General features: G+C 70.4%; 15 protein-coding genes and 4 pseudogenes. 14 read left to right on the top strand and 5 right to left on the bottom strand.

Going from position 1 to position 19,584, the window contains the following annotated elements:
- The first annotated feature begins 611 nt into the window (after positions 1 to 611).
- The 6 genes and pseudogenes from IM697_RS22040 to IM697_RS45930 form a co-directional block, all read left to right on the top strand.
- Positions 612 to 1,559 carry a 1-phosphofructokinase family hexose kinase gene (locus IM697_RS22040; RefSeq protein ID WP_194049408.1) on the top strand — a complete coding sequence of 316 codons (948 nt, stop codon included), beginning with the start codon at positions 612 to 614 and terminating at the stop codon, positions 1,557 to 1,559.
- 4 nt (positions 1,560 to 1,563) lie between these two features.
- Positions 1,564 to 3,572 (top strand): annotated as a pseudogene (locus IM697_RS22030) (PTS fructose transporter subunit IIABC).
- 221 nt (positions 3,573 to 3,793) lie between these two features.
- The gene (locus IM697_RS22025) at positions 3,794 to 6,652 is read left to right on the top strand and encodes a SpoIIE family protein phosphatase (RefSeq protein ID WP_228044842.1); all 2,859 of its coding nucleotides are present in this window, start codon (positions 3,794 to 3,796) and stop codon (positions 6,650 to 6,652) included.
- Positions 6,653 to 6,706: 54 nt separating this feature from the next.
- Positions 6,707 to 7,468 carry a DeoR/GlpR family DNA-binding transcription regulator gene (locus IM697_RS22020; RefSeq protein ID WP_194049405.1) on the top strand — a complete coding sequence of 254 codons (762 nt, stop codon included), beginning with the start codon at positions 6,707 to 6,709 and terminating at the stop codon, positions 7,466 to 7,468.
- 411 nt (positions 7,469 to 7,879) lie between these two features.
- A complete protein-coding gene (ku, locus tag IM697_RS22015) occupies positions 7,880 to 8,911 on the top strand; it encodes a non-homologous end joining protein Ku (protein WP_194049404.1) in 1,032 nt (343 codons plus the stop codon).
- Positions 8,912 to 9,080: 169 nt separating this feature from the next.
- A pseudogene (locus IM697_RS45930) lies at positions 9,081 to 9,502 on the top strand (sigma factor); the annotation flags it as partial.
- Between the two features lie 386 nt (positions 9,503 to 9,888).
- On the opposite strand, the gene IM697_RS22005 reads toward IM697_RS45930, so the two are convergent.
- Positions 9,889 to 10,599: a YoaK family protein gene (locus IM697_RS22005; RefSeq protein ID WP_194049403.1), complete on the bottom strand. Its 711-nt coding sequence runs from the start codon at positions 10,597 to 10,599 to the stop codon at positions 9,889 to 9,891.
- 621 nt (positions 10,600 to 11,220) lie between these two features.
- Here IM697_RS22005 and IM697_RS22000 point away from each other — a divergent pair.
- From IM697_RS22000 to IM697_RS44740, 4 genes and pseudogenes are all read left to right on the top strand, one after another.
- Positions 11,221 to 13,110: an ATP-binding cassette domain-containing protein gene (locus IM697_RS22000; RefSeq protein ID WP_407699658.1), complete on the top strand. Its 1,890-nt coding sequence runs from the start codon at positions 11,221 to 11,223 to the stop codon at positions 13,108 to 13,110.
- Positions 13,111 to 13,154: 44 nt separating this feature from the next.
- Entirely contained in the window at positions 13,155 to 13,322 is a 168-nt protein-coding gene (locus IM697_RS21995; protein ID WP_194049401.1) for a nucleoside triphosphate pyrophosphohydrolase family protein, read from the top strand.
- Positions 13,323 to 13,393: 71 nt separating this feature from the next.
- Complete coding sequence (locus IM697_RS21990; protein WP_228044840.1) at positions 13,394 to 13,987, top strand: class I SAM-dependent methyltransferase; 594 nt, start codon at positions 13,394 to 13,396, stop codon at positions 13,985 to 13,987.
- 177 nt (positions 13,988 to 14,164) lie between these two features.
- Positions 14,165 to 14,368: pseudogene (locus IM697_RS44740) on the top strand (SAM-dependent methyltransferase); the annotation flags it as partial.
- An 82-nt stretch (positions 14,369 to 14,450) separates the two neighbouring features.
- Here the strand turns inward: IM697_RS44740 and IM697_RS21985 are convergent.
- The 4 genes and pseudogenes from IM697_RS21985 to IM697_RS44735 all read right to left on the bottom strand — a co-directional run.
- A pseudogene (locus IM697_RS21985) lies at positions 14,451 to 14,810 on the bottom strand (alpha/beta hydrolase); the annotation flags it as partial.
- Positions 14,811 to 15,721: 911 nt separating this feature from the next.
- Entirely contained in the window at positions 15,722 to 16,045 is a 324-nt protein-coding gene (locus IM697_RS21980; protein WP_194049400.1) for a hypothetical protein, read from the bottom strand.
- 3 nt (positions 16,046 to 16,048) lie between these two features.
- Positions 16,049 to 16,402 carry a helix-turn-helix domain-containing protein gene (locus IM697_RS21975; protein ID WP_228044836.1) on the bottom strand — a complete coding sequence of 118 codons (354 nt, stop codon included), beginning with the start codon at positions 16,400 to 16,402 and terminating at the stop codon, positions 16,049 to 16,051.
- A gap of 227 nt (positions 16,403 to 16,629) precedes the next feature.
- Positions 16,630 to 17,142, bottom strand: a complete 513-nt coding sequence (locus IM697_RS44735) for a DUF6262 family protein (RefSeq protein ID WP_228044834.1) — start codon at positions 17,140 to 17,142, stop codon at positions 16,630 to 16,632.
- 144 nt (positions 17,143 to 17,286) lie between these two features.
- Between IM697_RS44735 and IM697_RS21965 the strand changes: the two genes are divergently transcribed.
- The 4 genes from IM697_RS21965 (at position 17,287) to IM697_RS21950 (ending at position 19,570) form a co-directional block, all read left to right on the top strand.
- The gene (locus IM697_RS21965; RefSeq protein WP_194049399.1) at positions 17,287 to 17,661 is read left to right on the top strand and encodes a GntR family transcriptional regulator; all 375 of its coding nucleotides are present in this window, start codon (positions 17,287 to 17,289) and stop codon (positions 17,659 to 17,661) included.
- A complete protein-coding gene (locus IM697_RS21960) occupies positions 17,658 to 18,578 on the top strand; it encodes an ABC transporter ATP-binding protein (RefSeq protein ID WP_194049398.1) in 921 nt (306 codons plus the stop codon). Before IM697_RS21965 ends, IM697_RS21960 begins: the two co-directional genes overlap by 4 nt.
- Complete coding sequence (locus IM697_RS21955) at positions 18,575 to 19,270, top strand: ABC transporter permease (protein ID WP_194049397.1); 696 nt, start codon at positions 18,575 to 18,577, stop codon at positions 19,268 to 19,270. Before IM697_RS21960 ends, IM697_RS21955 begins: the two co-directional genes overlap by 4 nt.
- A 66-nt stretch (positions 19,271 to 19,336) precedes the next feature.
- Positions 19,337 to 19,570, top strand: coding sequence for a hypothetical protein (locus IM697_RS21950; RefSeq protein ID WP_194049396.1), 234 nt, complete (start codon positions 19,337 to 19,339; stop codon positions 19,568 to 19,570).
- The last annotated feature ends 14 nt before the right edge of the window (positions 19,571 to 19,584 follow it).

Below are 19,584 nucleotides of genomic sequence, written 5' to 3'. Positions count from 1 at the left end.
GTTCGGAGCGGGCTTCGGCTGCGGCAGCGACCGTCAGCCGCTCGTCCGGGCCGGATCCCTGCCGGGGGCCGGTGCGGCGGCAGCCAGGGCCGCTCGTCCCTCGGTGAAGGTGCCGGTCTTGTCAGCAGGACGTGGGTGAGGCTGCGCAGGGTCTGGGATGCCTCGCCGGCGCGCATGATGACGCCCAGGTCGGCGACCTCCCCGGCGCCGCGCACGATGGCAGCAGGGGCGGCGATGCCCGCCGCACCGGGGCAGCCCATGACCGGCACGGTCAGCGCGGCGAACACCGCCCGCTCCACGTCGGCCCCCTCGGCGGCGAAGGACCGCGTCTTTCGCAGTCTTCCACCGACGGCCGGGCTGGGGAGGGCACACCGGACTCTCCCCTCCCACGCCACCGACGCGTGGCCGGGACCGATCGGGCTCGCCCTGCGTTCTCTCCGGCTGCGTCATCACCAGCCAGAGGTAGTGTTGTTCTGCCGGTCACCAGCAGTGTCCCTTCGCCCGTGTCGGCGGCACGACCGTGGCGGCTCGTCGCCACAGGGCCATCGGGCATCCGCCTGATGGAGGGCAGACCGGCACCTCGCTGCCGTCGGTTTCTGTGTGGTGCGCGTGTGATCGTCACCCTCACCCCCAACCCGAGCCTGGACTGCACCCTGGAGGTTCCGGACCTGCGGCCCGGCTCGGTCATCCGTGCCACCGGCAGCCGTCTCGATCCGGGGGGCAAGGGCGTCAACATCTCCAGGGCGCTGGCCGCCAACGGTCACCGGACGGTGGCCGTCCTGCCCTGCGGCGGCACCGAGGGTGAACGGCTCGCCGAGCTGCTCGCCTCCGAGGGCGTCGAGGTGGTCACCGTCCCGATCACCGACAGCGTCCGGGTCAACATCAGCGTCGTGGAGCCCGACGGCACCGTCACCAAGCTGAACGTGGCCGGCCCGCAGCTTGCCGCCACCGAGATCGATGCGCTTGCCGCGGCCACCTGTGCCACGGCCAATGGCGTCGGGTGGGTGGCTCTCGCCGGTAACCTGCCGCGCGGCGCCCCCGTCGACCTCTACGCTCACCTGGTGTCGCGCCTGCGCGGCAGCGGGGCTGCGCGTATCGCCGTCGACTCCAGCGGCGCCCCGTTCGCCGCCGCCCTGCCCGCCGGTCCGGATCTGGTCAAGCCCAACCAGGGTGAACTCGCCGAGGCCGCGGGGATGCCGGTGACCACTCTCGGCGAGGCCCTGACCGCGGCGAACGCGCTGCGGGCGCGCGGCGCCCGGACGGTGCTGGCCAGTCTCGGTCCCGATGGTGCCCTCCTGGTCGGCGACTCCGCCGTGTGGCACGCGGAGCAGCGCGTCGCCGAGCCGCGCAGTTCCGTCGGCGCCGGGGACGCTCTCCTCGCGGGGTACCTGGCGGCCTCCACCGAGGGGCCCGCCGCCCTTGCCGAGGCCCTGGCCTGGGGCGCCGCCGCGGTGTCGCAGCCCGGCAGCGGCATGCCCAGGCAGTGGGACCTGGACCGGTCGGCCGTCGTCGTGCACCCGCGCATCGATCCCGACCGCCCGCTCTCCGAACGGAACTGACACGATGCCCGACCTCATCACCGTGGATTTCGTGGATCTGGACCTGCGGGCCGCGGACCGTCATGAGGCGGTGCGTTCCCTCGCCGCCCGGCTCGTCGCCGCCGGCCGCGTCACGGACCTCGACGGATTTCTCGCCGACGTGCGGGGCCGGGAGGAACAGATGCCCACCGGTATCGAGGGCGGCATCGGAATCCCGCACGCCCGCTCCGTCCATGTCACGCTGCCCACGCTCGCCTTCGGGCGCAGCGCCGACGGCGTCGACTTCGGCGCCGCGGACGGCCCGGCGGACCTGGCCTTCCTGATCGCGGCGCCGGCCGGCGGCCACGCCGAGCACCTCGACATCCTGGCGTCGCTCGCCCGCCGTCTGGTGCACGTCTCCTTCCGGCAGGCCCTGCGTCAGGCGGTGGACGCGCAGGCGGTCGTCGATCTCATCAACGAGGAGGTGGGCGGAAGGTGAGGATCGTCGCTGTCACCGCGTGCCCGACCGGCATCGCCCACACCTACATGGCCGCCGAGGCCCTGGAGCGGGCCGCCGCCGACGCCGGGCACGACATCGTGGTGGAGACGCAGGGCGCGGCCGGTGCGGTCAGGCTGACGGCCGCGCAGGTGGCGGCAGCCGACGCGGTGATCCTCGCGGCCGACACCGAGATCCAGGACCGGGAGCGGTTCGCGGGCAAACCCCTGGTGGTCGCCCCCGTGCAGCGGGCCATCAACCATCCGGGCGAGTTGATCTCGCGAGCCGAGGAGGCCGCGGGGGCGACGGCCGGGGCGGCGACGACGGAGGGCACCGGTCCGGGCGATGCCGCCGAGCACGTCACCGCAGGCGAGGGGGCGGCCGGGGCCCGTGCAGCCGAGGCCGACATCACCGAGCCCGCCGTACCACCACCTGAGGGCGCCAGGGTCCATCCGGCGACCCGGGTGCGCCAGTGGCTGATGAGCGGAGTCAGCTACATGATCCCGTTCGTCGCGGCGGGCGGCATCCTGATCGCGCTCGCCTTCATGACCGGCGGCGCCGAGGTCGCCGTGAAGGTCGACGGCGGCACCTGGCAGGGGCAGACCTACCCTGAGGTCACCGACCTGTCCGAGCTGGTCGAGCGCGCCGGCTACGCCGGGGTGCTGTTCAAGATCGGCACAACGGCGTTCTCGATGCTGGTGCCGATCCTCGCGGGCTTCATCGCCTACGCCATCGCCGACCGGCCGGGCCTGGTACCCGGAGTCGTCTCCGGCCTGCTGGCGGTCGCGACCGGCGCGGGCTTCCTCGGCGGATTGGCCGGCGGTCTGCTCGCCGGTGCCGTGGTGACGGCCCTGCGGAGAATCCGCCTGCCGCGGGCGGCCGCGGGGGTCATGACCGTGGTCGGGATTCCGCTCGTGTCCACACTGGTGATGGGCCTGTTGATGATCATCGTCATCGGGGAGCCGATCGCCGCCGCGCAGCGTGCCCTCACCGACTGGCTGGACGGCCTGAGCGGGGCCAACGCGGTCCTGCTGGGCGCTCTGCTCGGCCTGATGATGGCCTTCGACATGGGCGGCCCGGTCAACAAGGTCGCGTACACCTTCGCCGTCGCCGGCCTGGCCAGCGGCGATCTGAAGGTGATGGCCGCCGTCATGGCCGCCGGCATGGTGCCTCCGCTCGCCCTTGCCCTGGCCACGGTTGTGCGGCGGGCGCTCTTCACCGACAGCGAGCGCAAGGCCGGGGAGGCCGCCTGGCTGCTGGGGGCCTCGTTCATCACGGAAGGTGCCATCCCGTTCGCGGCGGCCGACCCGCTGCGGGTCATCCCGTCGATCATGGCCGGGAGCGCGGTCACCGGCGCCCTGTCGATGGCCGTGGACGCCACCTCGCGAGCCCCGCACGGCGGCCTGTGGGTCATCGGTCTGATCGGCAGTCCCGTCCTGTATCTGGCCGCCATCGCGGCGGGCGTACTGGTGGGTGCGGCCTGTGTGCTCTTCGCCAAGCACTTCGGACGCCCCGTGCCCGAAGGGCCACCGGCGCTGCCCGGGGCCACGGGCCGGTGAACCCGCCGAACCGCAGGCCCGCCCGTGTGACCTCGCGGTACGAGCGGCTACGCGGGTCCCCCGGGGGTACGGGCGGAGTATCGTGAAAAAACGGACGCGTCCCGCAGAAGTGAGCGCCCGGGTCCGCTGCCGGGCAGACCCGAGTTCCCGGCAGCGGCCACGCTCCGGCCCCGATCGCCTCGAGCCGTTCGGGATTCTGCCTCCGGGAAGAGGAGGTCTCCGTGACGGACTTCTGGGGCACCGACGATGCCCTGGCCCGCGACCGGGAGCGGTTTCTGCGGGGCGAGTCGGCCGTGGCCAGCCTGCGGGCCCCGATCCTGAACTCATGGCGGCGCTGTGCCGCGATGGGGCTGTCGCCGGAGCGGATCGAACCCCCCTACCAGGCGGACCCCGGCCTGGAGGGCCGGCTCGCCCGGGCGGCGGCGCCCGTACTCGAGGGGCTGGAATCCGAGCTGGCGGGCGCGCGCGTGGGCGTCCTCCTCGCCGACCGGCACGGCGTGATCCTGCGCTGCCGGGCCGGCGAGAAGGCGCTGTACAGGTATCTTGAGGCGGTTCGACTGGCGCCTGGGTTCACCTACACGGAGGAGTACGTCGGCACCCACGGCATCGCCACGGCCCTGGAGGAGCGCCAGGACTTCCGCGTCTTCGGCGCCGAGCACTTCGCCGTCGGCCTGCAGCCCTTCGTCTCGGTGGGCGCCGCCGTCCGCGATCCCCTCAGCGGAAGCCTCGAGGGCGTGGTCGGTCTCACTTCACTGTGCGCCGACGCGGACACCGCCATTGCGGCCTGGGTCCGCAAGGCGGCCGAGGCTGTCGCGCTGCGGCTGCTGGAGGAGCGCACGGAGCGAGAGCACGCCCTGCTCCAGGAGGCCCTGCAGATCGAGCGCCGCGTGCAGGCGGCGATGGCGGACATGGCGCGGAGCCTGCCCGGCTCGCACGACACCTCCCTTTCCTCACTCACCGACAGTGACCGGAACGTCCTGCGGGAGAAGGCCACCGAGCTGATCTCCGGAGCCGGCCGCACCGCGGTGCAGGTGCCGCTGTCCGAAGGCCGTATGGCCACGCTCGTGAGCCGTCCCGTGGCGGGGGCTTCGGGCGAGGAGGGCGTGGCGGTCAAGCTGAGCTTCGTCGGGGACGCATCGGGGCATCGCGTGGTGCCGGTGCCGAGCGGGAGCGGCACCACACCGTCGGACAGCACACCGGCGGCGGTGATTCCGGCTCCCACTCCGGAGCGTTCAGGCGCGGCCCCGCCGGACGAGCCACCAGGTCAAGCCGTGCCGGGCGTACCGGGGGAAATGCCGTCGGCGGCCACGGCGCCAGGGGAGGCGGGGCCCGCCGAGTGGCTGCTGGCCGTCGGCCATCCGGAGCTGGGGCGGCTTGCGATGGCCGCGCGGGAGCGCCTGGAACTGCTGTACGACGCGAGTATCCGCATCGGCACCACGCTGGACGTGGCGCGCACCGCGGAGGAACTGGCCGAGGTGATCGTTCCGCGGTTCGCCGACATCGTCACGGTCGATCTGCTGGAGCCGGTGCTGCGCGGCGACGAGGCGCTCGTACCGAGTGCGCCCCTGCAGCGTGCGGCGCTCGGCGCCCACCAGGCCGAACCACCGTTCTTCCCGGTCGGCAAGCGGGTCAGCTTCGCCTCGTCCGCGCCGCAGGCCCGGTGCTTCGCCGAGGGAAAGGCGGTCCTCGAACCGGATGTGCACGCGGTCCCCGAGTGGCTGGCCCAGGACCCCGGCCGCATCCGGGAGATCGTGGATTACGGCATCCACTCCCTCATCGCCGTTCCGCTGCGCAGCCGCGGGGCGTCGCTGGGGCTCGCCACCTTCTACCGCCGCCGGGGGTCCAGGCCCTTCGAGGAGGACGACCTGCACCTGGCGGAGGAACTCATCGCCCGTGTCGCCGTCTGTGTCGACAACGCCCGCCGTTTCACTCGCGAGCAGACGGTCGCCCTCACCCTGCAGCGCAGCCTGCTGCCGGGCGTTCTCCCGGAACAGACCGCCGTGGAGGCCGCCCATCGCTACCTGCCCGCCCAGATCGCCATGGGCGGGGTGGGCGGCGACTGGTTCGACATCATTCCGCTGTCCGGGGCGCGCGTCGCCCTGGTCGTCGGCGACGTCGTCGGACACGGCCTGCACGCCGCCGTCACCATGGGCCGGCTGCGCACCGCGGTGCACAACTTCGCCACCCTGGATCTGGCCCCCGACGAACTCCTCCGCCGCGTCGACGACCTGGTCATCGCCCTGGGCCAGGAGGGGACGTCCCGCTCCGGCGGCGACGACGTCATCGGTGCCACCTGTCTGTACGCCGTGTACGACCCGGTCTCCCAGCGCTGCACGATGGCCCGGGCCGGCCACCCCCCGCCCGCGGTGGTCGACCCCGAGGGCGCCGTCCACTTCCCGGACCTGCCGGCCGGTCCTCCCCTCGGCCTGGGCGGCCTTCCCTTCGAGACCACCGAACTGCGTCTGCCGGAGGGCAGCCGGCTGGTCCTGTACACCGACGGACTCATCGAAGACCGCGGCTGGGACATCGACGTGGCCCTCGAACGGCTGCGGACCGCCCTGTCACAGGCCGACCGGGATCCCGAGCAGACCTGTGAGGCGGTGCTGCGAGTCCTGCCCGGCCCTCAGTCCTGTGATGACGTGACCCTGCTCGTCGCCCGCACCCGCGCCCTCGGCCCCGAACACACCGCGTGCTGGGACGTACCCGCCGACCCGGCGGCGATTTCCGGCGTCCGTGAGGCCGCCGCCCGGCAGTTGACCGAATGGGGCCTGGAGGACTGCGCCTTCACCACGGAGCTCCTGCTCAGCGAACTGGCCACGAACGCCATCCGGCACGCCGCGGGGCCCGTTCAGGTACGTCTGCTGCGCGACCGGGTGCTCATCTGCGAAGTCTCCGACGGCAGCAGCACCTCCCCCCACCTCCGCCAGGCCACGGCCACCGACGAGGGCGGGCGCGGCCTGTTCCTCGTCGCTCAGCTCGCCCTGCGCTGGGGAACCCGCTACACCCCGCGGGGCAAGGTCATCTGGGCCGAGCAGTCCCTGTCTCCCACACCGGCGTCGCTGGACGCATCGGCCTGGTGATCCCTTCGCCAGGCCGTGTCCGAGAGGCCGCCGCAGCAAGAGGTGAAGCACATCATGCAGGCCAAGGAACGTCAGCGGCGGATCGTGGCTCTCGCCCGCGAGGAGGGACAGGCGAGCGTGGAACGGCTGGCCGATGCCCTCTCCGAGAGCCCGGAGACGATCTGGCAGGACCTGGCCCTGCTGGAGCGCCAGGGTCTGCTGCGGCGAGTGCACGGTGGAGCGATCCCCCTGCGGCGGCTCGGCTTCGAGCCGGATCTGCCCACGCGTGGTGAGGTGATGGAGGAGGAGAAGAAGAGGATCGCCGCGGCGGCGCTGGACGAGGTGCCCGACGAGGGAGTGATCCTGCTGGACGCCGGGTCGACCACCTTCCGCCTGGCCGAGTTGCTGCCCGCCGGCCGTGAACTGACGGTGATCACCAACAGCCTGCCGATCGCCCAGCTGCTCGCGCAGCACGCCGAACTCACGGTCCTCACCCTGGGCGGCCGGGTACGGGCTCGTACCCTCGCGGAAGTCGACGTGGTCGCCATCCGCACCCTGGGGACATTCCTCATCGACGTGTCCTTCCTGGCGACCAACGGTGTCTCGGTCGAACACGGTCTGACCACACCGGACCTGGCCGAGGCCGAGGTCAAACGGGCGATGTGCCAGCGCGCTCGGCGGCGGGTGCTGCTCGCCGACAGCAGCAAGATCGGCAACGACACCTTCTGCCGTTTCGCCGAACTCCGCGACCTCGACGTCATGATCACCGACACCGGGATGGAGACAGAGGCCGCCGTGGACTTCGCCGAGGTGGGCCTGCGCGTCATCCGCGTGTGACCTTCACCCCGGCGAGCTCTCGACGCCGTCGTCGAAACGCTGTGGACGGAAGCCGAGAACGCCGCTCCCACCACGGACGGCGACCGGCGCGAGGGGGACGTGCCCTCGCACAGGCGATCCGGCACGTCATTCGCGGCATCCGCGCACATACGAACGCCGCTTCACTGGTCACCAGTCGGCAGGTCATGCCCGTCCCCGCGCTGCGGGGTGCGCAGCAGCGCGCGGGTGTGCTGGAGCATGGGCACCCCAGGTGTCCGCCGACCGTCGGTGGCCTGCTCAGGCGCCGTGCACGAGCCGCTCGCAACACGAGCAGGGCACGGCGCGCGCACTGACCGCCGCAGTGCCGGCGTGGTCGGCAGGAGTACCTGATTCGGGTACCCGGAGGACGACGGGCAGGAAGGGTGGTCGGTCATGGCACGCGCGATCTGGACCGGCGTGATCACCTTTGGCATGGTCACGGTGCCGGTCGGCCTGTTCACCGCGGTCGAGGATCACACGGTCCACTTCCACCAGCTGCAGCGCGGCACCGCCGACCGGATCCGTAACCGGCGGGTCAACGAGCGCACGGGCAGGGAAGTGGCGAGCGAGGACATCGTCAAGGGCTACCAGGCCGCCGACGGCGAGTACATCGTCGTGGAGCCCGACGAACTGGACGAGATCGCTCCGGGCCGATCCAAGACTCTCGACATCAGCGACTTCGTCGACCTGGCCGACATCGAGCCGGTCTACTTCGACCGCACCTACTACGTCGGCCCGCGCGGCAAGGAGTACACCAAGGTCTACGAGCTGCTGCGCGCAGCGCTGGCGGAGGCGGACAAGGTGGGGATCGCCACGTTCGTGATGCGCGGCAAGCAGTACCTGACCGCGTTGCGCGCGGAGGGCAAGGTTCTCGTGCTCCAGACCCTGCACTGGGCTGACGAGGTCCGCGATCCCGGCAAGGAACTGTCCGAGCTGCCCACGCGCCGCGTCGGCAAGAGCAAGGAGCGGGACATGGCCATCCATCTGATCGACGCGCTCAGCGCGCCCTGGGACCCGTCCCGCTATCGCGACACCTACCAGGAGAAGGTGAAGGAACTGGTGAAAGCGAAGGCCCAGGGCGAGGAGGTCGCCCGCACCGAGGAGGCTCCGCAGGCGACCAACGTCATCGACCTGATGTCGGTCCTGGAGACAAGCCTCCACCAGGCCGGCAGCTCCAGGTCGAAGCGGGCCGCACAGCGGAAGAAGCCGACGGGCAAGACAGGGCGCAGGCTATCGGCGAAGCAGGCTGGCGAGAAGAAGGCGACGCGGGGCCGTGGCGGCAGGGAGGAGCTACGACAGCTGAGCAAGACAGAGCTGTACGAGCGCGCCACCGAGCAGAACATCGCGGGCCGCTCCAAGATGAACCGACGGGAGCTGGCCGACGCCCTCGCCCGCACCGGGCGCCGTAAGAAGAGCGCCGCCTGACCCGCAGGAAACGCCGTCGAGGTCCATGACCTGCACACCGAGCCCAAGACGACGACCAGCGGCGTCTGCACGTCCGCAGGCGACCAGGTCGGTACACGCCCTCCTCACCGTGGTCCGCTCTCGATGCGGCAGGCCGGCCACGGTCCGACGCTGACGGCACCGCGTGTGACCTGGGTCTGGGTCGGGCGGGCGCGTGCGGACCGTCCGGGGCGTTCGTAGGCCTGCCCGGCCCGCGGCACCGGGACCGCAGCTGCGCAGCCAGCTGGTCTGGATGGATCTGCCGCTCGTCGAGCACCTCGCGCGCCGTTTCCGCAACCGCGGTGAGCCGCTGGACGACCTGACCCAGATCGCCACCATCGACCTGATCAAGTCGGTCGACCGGTTCGACCCGGACCGGGGTGTGGAGTTCTCGACGCTGGCCCAGCAGCACGGCCGCCACTCCCCCACGGTCCAGGAGCTCGCCGAGAAGCTGTCCATCCCGGAGGAGTGGGTCCGGGAGGGCCGGAGGCGGGGGTCCAGGAGGCCTGCAGTCCGCCAACGCGTACTCCACGCAGCGCGGAAGACGAGGCGCTGGCGGGCGTCGAGTACCGGGCGAGAAGCTCATCCTCCTGCTGCGCTTGGGACAAGCTGGTCGACGAGGGCGACGCCCGTTCGGATGACGTGGAACTCCCCGAGCCCCCGGCGTCGCGCCACCGGGCTCACCTGAGGGTGCTGATCCGGTGCCGCGCGTATTGACCAGCCGCGTCGTCCACGACCCCAGCGACGACTTCCGCTTCCGCCGCACCTGGAGGCGGAGCCACCAGATCTCCGTGTCAGCTTCGATGACCCGGCCGGCAACCGGATCCGGGCTCGCATTTGGGACACCGGCTGGGCTCCGCCGGGCGTGCGGGCAGTGTGGCCGATCGCCGAGTCCCTGCTGTCTGACACGCTGCTGCACGTAGTCAGGGGCGGGAACGGCCGTCCGGGAAGCGTGCGCGTCATGCGTCCGGGGGCCGCCGGGATGCCCGGCGGGCCGCGTATCCCCCCATGCCACCCAGCACACCCGCCGCCGCGACCAGCAAGGCCACGGTGATGCTCACCCGCAGCAGCAGCGTACCGAGGGCCGCACCGGCCAGCACCGCCACCAGGCCCGCGGCCCGATACCGCTGGGACGTATCCCCCGCCCCACCGCCCAGAGCCGAGTACCTGATCCAGGTGACCAGGGTGCCGGTGACGAGAGTGGTGTTGAGAACGGCTCCGAGCCGCCACATCGTCGCGCTGCGCACACCCATGGCCAGCGCGGTCGAAGCGATCACCGCGTAATGCCGCGGCGACGGCTCACCCGCGGCGGCCGGCAATCCGAGCGCGGTCAGCGCCCCAACCACGAGCAGCACCGCCGCGATGACGGCCGACGTCAAGATCCACCGCCCGCGCGTGGACCCCAACGCCACCCCCAGCCGGTTCCCCGCAGCGGCACCCACCACGAATGCGGCCAGCGCCGTGAACGAACCGAGAGGCGCCAGACCCTCGCCCCCGGCGAGCCCGAAACCGAGGAAGAGGATGTTGCCGGTCATGAAGGCCGTGAAGATCTGCCCCAGGCCCAGAAAGGCCACCGCGTCGACGATCCCCGTGACCGCAGTCAGCACGACCAGCACCTTAGGCAGCGGATCGGGATGAGCGGCAACGGACATGAGCATGCCTTCCTGCACCGGACGAGAAGACGGCGGTGGGTGCCCGGTCCGGAGAGCGGCCCGGCGAGCGGCCCGCTCCGCCGCCGAAGGGGTCCCGCCGCCCATTACAGCCCCGGCCCGACCACACGGCACGCCGGAGCGAGCCAAAGCTGGCGCACGCGGTAGTAGACGTCACGGAGCAGGGCGGTCCCCGCGCCGTGACGGAGGACGCGTCAGGACCGGGGGCGGGCGCCTGCCCGAGCACCCCATCAGCGCGCTCATGGAGGCTGTCGACGAAGGCGAAGTCGCGCTGCGCAGCCTCCCCTGACTCGCCACATACGCAGCTCGTCCAACTCAGCCGGGCCGCACGCCTGTTGAGCGACACGACGTTGATGGACTCAGGGCGACGGGCCGATGCCTTCACGAGGAATGACGCTCGCTTGAAACCTCATGCGTCACAGGCGTTTCAGACGTCGGCGATTCGGCCAATCCGCTCCGCTCGGGAACGGCTCCAGCACGGTGTCCGCATGTTCGACCCCTTGCGTATCAAGGCCCGCACGGCGTCCGGAATCGCGCGCGTTCGATTCCGGCGCTGCGTCGTTATGCCGTGCATCGCCGGGCCATCCAGGTTCGGCCCCCGACCCCCAGGAGGGACAGAAGGTGCCTGTGACTGACGCCTCGACTGCCAGCGCTGAGACCCCGCCTCCCCCGCCACCTGCGGAGATCCGCTACAGCGGCGAGTACTCCGTCAACCCGCTCGGCGACGTGTCCTTCACGCACATGTGCGCCCGCCTGCCGTCCGTGCTGCGCCGCATCTGCCGAATGGCCTGGCAGCTCGACCGCACGGCCGTTCTCCTCCTCGCTGCCTGCCAACTGGTCACAGGCGCCGCCGCCGCGGTGGGCCTGGCCGCAACTGCCCGCGCCATGCAGCCGATCCTTGGCCTCGGCACCGTAGCCGACCGTCTTCATCAGGCAGTCCCCGCGCTGATCGTCGTGGCTGGCGCGGCGGCACTCGGGCGGCTCTCCAGCGCGCTCGCGTCGTACGCGGATCGCAGGCTCACTCCGCCGCTGACGACCTACGCCGACACCGCGCTGGTCGAGGCGGTGTGCCGAGTCGAAGCCGCCGCCTACGCCCAGGGCGGGTTCGCCGACCGGCAGGAAGCCGCCGAAATGGGCGTGGTGCGCACGCACGTGATGGTGAACGACGCGCAGCGATTCGTGGCCGCCCTCATCAGGATGGTGGCCGCCGGCGGAGTCCTGTCCGTGCTCCACTGGGCGATGCTGCCGCTGCTCCTCCTCGCCGTCCTGCCGGCCGGAGTCGGCGCCGTTCTCACCGCGCGCGTCGACTACGAGATGCACTACGCGAACGTGTCGGACCGCAACGTGCGCCACATGATGCGCTGGTGGACCACCACGCCGAAACACGGTGACGAAGTCCGCGCCAACGGCATGACCGGCTATCTTCTGTTCTGGTACCGGTCGTTGTCCCAGCGCATCGACCGCCGTCTGCTGGACGCCGCCCCACGGACCTTGCGCATCACCCTGCTGTCCTCGGCCGCAGGCGGCTTCTTCCTTCTTCTGGCCTGGGCCGCGCTCACCTGGCTGGCCATCACCGGGCGCATCGAACTCGCCATCGCCGCAACTGCCGTCGTCGCCGTTCAGACCACGCTCGCAGCGCTCTCCCAGGTCGTCATCAACGGGGCGGCCCTGTTCCACACCAGCCTCTACCTGACCGACATGCAGACATTCCTCGACGACGCCGCGCAACGGGCCCCGCAGCGCGGCGAGTTGTCAGCGCCCACGACCGTCGAGGAAATCCGGATCGACGACGTGGTGTATCAGTACCCCGGCAAGGACCGCCCGGCCGTCGACGGCGTATCCCTGTCCCTGCGCCGTGGCGAGATCCTGGCCATCGTCGGCGAGAACGGCAGCGGCAAGTCCACCCTCCTGCGCCTGATCACCGGCATCTACCTTGCGGACAAGGGGCGCGTTCTGTGGAACGGCGCCGACCTCGCCACCCTTGATCAGAACAGCGTCTGGGCCCGTACCGGGCTCGTGCCGCAACTCTTTGCCCAGTGGCCGCTGCGCGTCCGCGAGAACGTCACCCTCGGCCAGCCCCGCACCCACGACGACCTGCATGTATGGGAAGCGATCGACGCGGTAGGCATGCGAGAGGCGGTCGAGGCGCTGCCCGACGGCATCGAGACGCTGCTTGCCCGGGAAGTGTTCGGGGGCGCCGAACTCTCCGGCGGACAGTGGCAGCGCCTGGCCTGCTCGCGCGCGATCTACAGGCGCCCCGAACTGCTCATCCTGGACGAACCCACCTCCCACATGGACGCCCGAGGAGAACACCAGATCTTCGAGAAGATCAAACGCGGCGCCACGGACCGCATCACGATCGTGGTCACGCACCAGTTGGAAAACACCCGCCTCGCCGACCGCATCCTCGTCATGGACAAGGGCCGAGTCATCGAGCACGGCCAGTACGAGGACCTGGTCAGCTCCGGTGGCTTGTTCGCCGAGCTCGTCGCTCTGACCCAAGACCGGTGACCGTACCGGCACAGCGTCATTCCCTCCCCAGGAGCAACACGCGTATGACTGATACCCGGAAGACCATCGCCCGCCCTGCTGGCCGGTTAGGAGACCACGCCCCTTCCCGCGAGCAACGCATCCTGCTCCAGGTCCAGTTGCTCAAGATCCAGGAGGAGGCGGGCGAGGTCGCCGAGGCGGTGATCGGAGCCATGGGCAGAACTCCCGTATGAACCCCACTGCCCACACGATGTTCGCACTCCACATGGACTTCATCGCTCATTCTCGCCGAAGGGAACAACGCGTGATCGCCTCCCCCGTCGCCTACTGGGAACCCCTGTGGGCCTCCGGCCGCCGCTACCGGCAGATCACCGACACCGAAACCCAGCTCCTCGCCGACCATCTCGGTCCCGGCCACGGACGGCCGGCACTCGACATGGGATGCGGCGACGGCGCCTTGGCCCGCCATCTACACCACCAGCTCGGCTACCAGACCATCGGCGTCGACTGCGCTCCCAGCGCCATTGCCGCTGCCACGGATGCTGCCGCTGCCACGGATGCTGACGCGGGCTCAAGCGATCAGCCCCGGTTCCAGGTCATGGACTTCGCCGCCGACGACCTGAGCGAGCTGCCCGACCCGGCCTACGCGCTCATCACCTGCCGGCTCGTCTTCCGGTTCATCGCCGACAAGGCCGTCTTCCTGGACAAGGTCCGTCAGCTCCTCGTCCCCGGCGGAACCTTCTGGGTGGTCACCGAACTCGCCGACCGGCGGGCCGACGACGATCCCCTCAAGAGCCTGGGCGTCACCGCGCCCGACGTCGAGCTCCTCACCGCCCGCTGGTCCAGCTCGACCGCCGTCGACCTGGACCGGCTCGCCTGCTTCGCCCTGCGCCCATGACACCCCGTGCATCCGATCGGAGACGACCTCTGTGAGCGGCGAGTTTGCTGGTAGTTCCGGCTATCAGAAGTTGCGGAAAGCAGGATCACGGCCAGCAGAGGAATCAGCCCCAGGTCCGGGAACACACCCAGAAGCAGGCCGCCCAGCACCGCGCCGGCGATGGAGCCTGCGGCCATACAAGGGGTCTTGCTCCTGGCCTCGTTCTTCGCGACCGATGGACCGGAGCCGGTCCACTTTGACCACAAGGTGACGCCCGCCTATAGCTGGCCGGTGGACCATTCCGCCGAGTTGCTGGCCAGGGCCGGGCTCGTCACGTTCGCCCGGCTGCTCCTCGGCCCGGCCTCCGAGCGAGGCTTCCTCGACCCCCACTTTCTGGCCCGCTGCCCCTGGGGCCTGTGTGATGTCGTGATCAATCTTGCCGATCCGGGTCCGTACAGAAGGGGGGATCCGGATCGGCAAGCTGTCAGAATGGCACGGCGGGGCAGCTGGTGCCCTGTGGTGGGACTGCCAGGTCGGTGAGATAGCTGTCCACGGCGTTCTCCATACACGGGCCGCTGGTGACGCTGCCGTGCCCATGGCCCTCGTAGGTGAGGAGCACGCCGCTGCGACCGAGCTGCCGGGCCACCGAGACCGCCCACGGGTAGCCGGTGGCGGGGTCGTGCAGCGCGTTGGAGACCAGGATCGGCGGGGCGCCGTTTGCGTCCAGGCGGTGCTGCGGGTTGGCGGTCGGCGCGCCCAGGCACGCCGCTGCCATGTGGATCGGCAGCAGGTAAGGCAGGTCGGGCGCGGTCTTGTTCATCATGGCGACGAGCGAGGCGTACTCACAGCCCGTCGCCGTCCGGCGTGCGGGCGTGGATGCGCATGACGCGTCCGCACACGGCGCACGGCCGGGGCGTGGCACCGCACCCGGCGCACATCGGGTCTCCGTCCTCGGTCCGGTAACTGACGATGTGTTCACGCCGGCAGACGACGCACACCTCGCGCTTGCGTCGCTTCCTCTTGCACGGCTCGCACAAGGGGGCGCCGGTAGCGGCGTGGAAGCAGGGGCGCTCCTCACCACAGTCGGTGCAGACGGTGGTCGGGAGCTGGTGGCAGCGTTCACACAGCACCTGGCCGCGCGCCCGGGCCTGGATGTACCGACGCTCGCCGCACCTCGAACACATCCTGTGAACAAGGGGGTTGTGGTATCGGCAGGAGTCGCACAATGGACGGCCGTCGTGGGTACGGCCCATCACCGGACGTGTCCGTCCGCAGCGGTGGCACGGCTCCGCGTCCAAGGCTCTGCGGCAGTCGTAGCAGCAGCGGATCCCGTCACGAACGTTGGAGAGGGGAACACTCCGGCCGCAGTGCGGGCACGGCGGGACCACCAAGTTCTCGGCGCCGCGCTCTTGGAGGGCTTCGATCAGCGCCAGGGTCTTCGCGGGGCCGTACGCGCCCTGGCCGGTCAACAGGTCGGGAATGTCCTCCAAGGCCCACAGAAGTTGCCGCTGTCTGGCTCTGACCGGCTCAACGCTTCGAACGGCATCGGCGATGGCCTCGTCGGACATCGCGGGGCTCACCAGCTGGATCAGTCGGCACAACGACTTCACCGGATCTGCGCCGCCATCCGGTGGGTGAAGCCGGCACCGCGGGCGTCCCTGGCGGTCGCGCGTGGATACTTCCGGCCGGCCGCAGATGGCGCACGGATTGGCACGGTGCCATTGGCGGTCTGCGCATCGTCCGCAGATCCGAGCGTCACTGCCCACAGCCTTGCCCCTCAGACGCCGGGGCTGTCCGCACATTCCGCAACTCGGTGGCTGGACGGTGCTGAGCACCGTGCTCGCGCAGGGCGCGTACGAACCGTTCCACGACCGGAGGGGACTCCGGCCGCCCGCCCGTCAGCCAAGCGGGGTCCTGCTGGAGCAGCGAGGCGGGCTGCCTGCGCTGCGGGCCGTGACGGAAGGTGTCGGTGACCACCGTCTCCACCAGGTCCTGGTCAAGATCTGGCTCGATGGTGCGGACCACTTCCGCGATCACGGACTCCGGCTCGACTGCGGTCCGTGGCAGAGACCCGTCCACGGGCTACTCCTCGGTGGGGACGATGCGGGCGCGCTTGGGCCGGAAGTCTCCAACCCCTGCTGCCGGTCCCGGTGGTGCGCTGTCTGTGCTGCCCGCGGTTGCCGTCTTGCGGCCGGAGGCTCGGACGGTCACCGGTTCGATGAGGTCGTCCATCGCGCACCCGAGGATGTCGAGCAGGGCCATGAGCGTTTTCAGGCTCAGCCGCTCGGGACGTTCCACGACCAGCCGGTAGACCTGGCTGGGCGACAGGTCGATTCCTCGCTCGGCCAGCAGCGGACGCAGGTCGGTGGTGGTGTACATGCCGCGGGTGGCCATGACCTCCCGCAGATGCCACCGGTAGTCCAGGTTTGCCGTCACGTTGTCTCCCTACTGTCCGTTGTGCAGGGCCTTGTCCAGGACCTTGCGCATCATCGTGTTCATGAAGTCGCTGCTCACGCCGGTGTAGAGCGCGGTGGTCGAGGCGAAGCGGTGCCCCACCTGCCCCTGGATTATCTTGAGCTTGCTGTCGGGCTGGGCTGTTGACCTGTGTGTTTGTGTCGTGGTCGCTGTGTGCGACGTAGCGGTTGGGGGCATCTGAGGTCCTTTCAGCACGGGCCGATCGTTACTGACCTGGCATTGCTCGCGCCGCCTCGCGGCGGGCCTGTGCGAGTCGTCGCCGCACGTTGTTCGCCCAAGGCCCGGGCGAGTTGTTCGCGAAGTTGCTGGTTCTCCTCGGTGAGACGGCGGATGCGGGCGCTGGCGGCTTCGAGTCGCCGCAGCAAAGACGCGTCGGATGTGCGTTGACGTGCAGGCAGCGGGGAGGCGGGGGCTCGGCGGTGTGCTGCACGAAGGTGCTCGATCTCCGCTCGCAAGTCCGGCTGGGCATAGAGCCAGGACCGGGAGACACTTGCCCGTTTCGCCACCGTCTCGAAGGTGACGCGCTCGCCCTCGGCGTCGAGGGCGCGGAGCCCCGCGGACGGTGCTGTCGCTCGTCCTGGTCGGCCACCGTTCCTCGTGTCGGTGTCGGTTCTGCGTCCACCCTGCCCAGGTGCGCACGGCGCCGCCAGCCGTACGGCCCGATCACACCGTCCTGCGCCGAGACGACGCCGCCCACGCATCCCGGCTGCCGTTCCTGAGCGGGAAACGGGTCCCGGCACCGCCGCAGCTGAGGTCGTGGGACGCCCGGGCGGCTTGACATCCGCGGCGCAAGGTCACATGGTTAGTTACATATGTAGCTAACCAGTTGGGTGGATAAGCCAACGATGGACGACGACCGACCGATCTTCCTTCAGATCGCCGAGATGATCGAGAACTCGATCATCGACGGGTCGCTGGTGGAGGAGGCCCAGGTCCCGTCCACCAACGAGCTTGCCGCCTTTCACCGGATCAACCCGGCCACCGCGGCCAAGGGCGTCAACCAGCTCGTGTCGGAGGGAACGCTCTACAAGCGACGCGGCATCGGCATGTTCGTCGCCGGTGGCGCCCGGGCCAGGCTGCGCGAGCGGCGACGGGAACGGTTCACCGAACAGTACGTGCAACCCCTGCTCGCCGAGGCGCACAAGCTCGGCATCGGCCACGACGAGCTGATGAAGATGATCGATTCATTCGGTCCGGTTGTCGGGAAGGACCTGGGATGACGGCGGTTGTAACCGCACACGGGGTGACCAAACGCTTTGGCGACGTCACGGCACTCGACGACGTGAGCTTCGCACTGGCCGAGCACACGATCTACGGCCTGCTCGGGCGAAACGGGGCGGGCAAGACCACCCTGATGCAGATCCTCACCGGGCAGGCGTTCGCGTCGTCGGGGAACGTGTCGGTCTTCGACGCGCCACCGGTGGAGAACCCGGCCGTCCTGTCGAAGGTCTGTTTCGTCCGGGAGAGCCAGCGCTACCCCCACTACTACACCGTGCGCCACGTCTTTCACACCGCACGCCGGCTGTTTGCGAACTGGGACGACACGTTCGCGCACAGCCTCGCCGCGGACTTCCAGCTACCAGCCGGGCGGCTGGTCCGCAGACTCTCCCGGGGCATGCTCTCGGCCCTCGGCGTCACCGTCGGGCTGGCCGCGCGGGCGCCCCTGACGTTCTTCGACGAGCCGTACCTCGGGCTCGACCCGGCCGCCCGGCAGCTCTTCTACGACCGCCTACTCGCCGACTACTCCGGGCATCCCCGCACCGTGGTGCTGTCCACCCACCTCATCGACGAGGTGAGCGATCTGATCGAGCGGGTGCTGCTCATCGACCGTGGCCGGCTGCTGCTCGACGAGGACGCCGACGACCTGCGCGGACGGGCGGTGGCGGCCACCGGCCGGGCCGAGGCCGTGGACGGGTTCGCGGCCGGACGCACCGAGCTGCACCGCGAGCGGTCGAGCGGCCAGGTCCGGTCAACCCTCCTCGGCGGGCTCGGACCACACGCGAAGACGCTCGCGCAGACGCTCAACGTCGAGCTGGAGCCGCTGTCGTTGCAGCAACTCGTGGTCCGCCTGACCGCACCACCGACAACAACAGCGCCGACGACAACAGCGCCGACGGACCGGGAGGCCGCCCGATGAACCGCATCCGTCCGGTAGCCCGTCTCCAGATACCGGCCTGGCCGCACATCCTGGGCTGGACGTGGGGCTTGACGGCCGTCGCGTTCGGCATCAACCTGTTGCTCTTCCTGGCGAACCACGACCCGGGCGACGGCGTGAGGGACACCGGCGGCCTGGTCAGCCTGTACGCTATCGCGATCTCGATGGCCACCTTCTCGGTCACCCAGATCTTCCCGTACGCGCTGGGCATGAGCGTGACCCGCCGGGACTTCTACCTGGCCTGGTCACTACTCGCCCTCGCCCAGTCGGTGGCCTACGCGCTGGTGCTCTGCCTGCTACGCGCCGTGGAACAGGCCACCGGCCACTGGGGGATGGGGATGCGGTACTTCGACCTGTCGTTCATGGATGACGCCAACCCGGTGCTGCTCCTGCTCGGCTACGCGGTACCCATGCTGGTCGTAACCCACTTCGGGATCCTGCTCGGCACGGTGCACCTGCGCTGGGGCACCACCGGCGTCCTCGCCAGCCTCACCCTGACGATGACAGCGCTCGGGCTGGCCGCCGCGCTGATCACGTGGACCCGGCAATGGCACACGATCGGCCACTGGTTGCTCGACCAGCCCCCCACGGCGCTGCTCGCCGGCTGGCCGGTCCTGGTCGCCGCCGCGTTCGCAGGCGGCGGATACACGCTCATCCGCCGTGCCACCGCGTAGCCGCGGCGGGTACTCGGCCGCGCCAGATTGTCAGCCCTGTCCGCCCGCGTCCCTAGGAGAGATGCAATGACGAGCAACAACACGCCCCCGCCCGCCGCAGGTCTCGGGATCTGGGCGAATCTCGGGGTCTGGATCGCATTTGGCTCTGCCTTCGGCCTTCTCTTCGGCGTCGTCGTCGGGGGTCTTTTTGACAACGCCGGTCTCGTTGTCGCGCTGGGTTTGTCCCTGGGTTCGGGCCTGGGTGTGGCCGCCTGGGCCGTCTTCATCGGGCCGCGAAGGAATGCCCGCGGCGAGTCCTGAGCGTCGCGCACGAG

This window comes from Streptomyces ferrugineus (assembly GCF_015160855.1).
In the GTDB taxonomy this organism is placed as follows: domain Bacteria; phylum Actinomycetota; class Actinomycetes; order Streptomycetales; family Streptomycetaceae; genus Streptomyces; species Streptomyces ferrugineus.
Note: the sequence above shows the minus strand (reverse complement) of the source record. Positions and strands in the feature narration are given on the sequence as shown.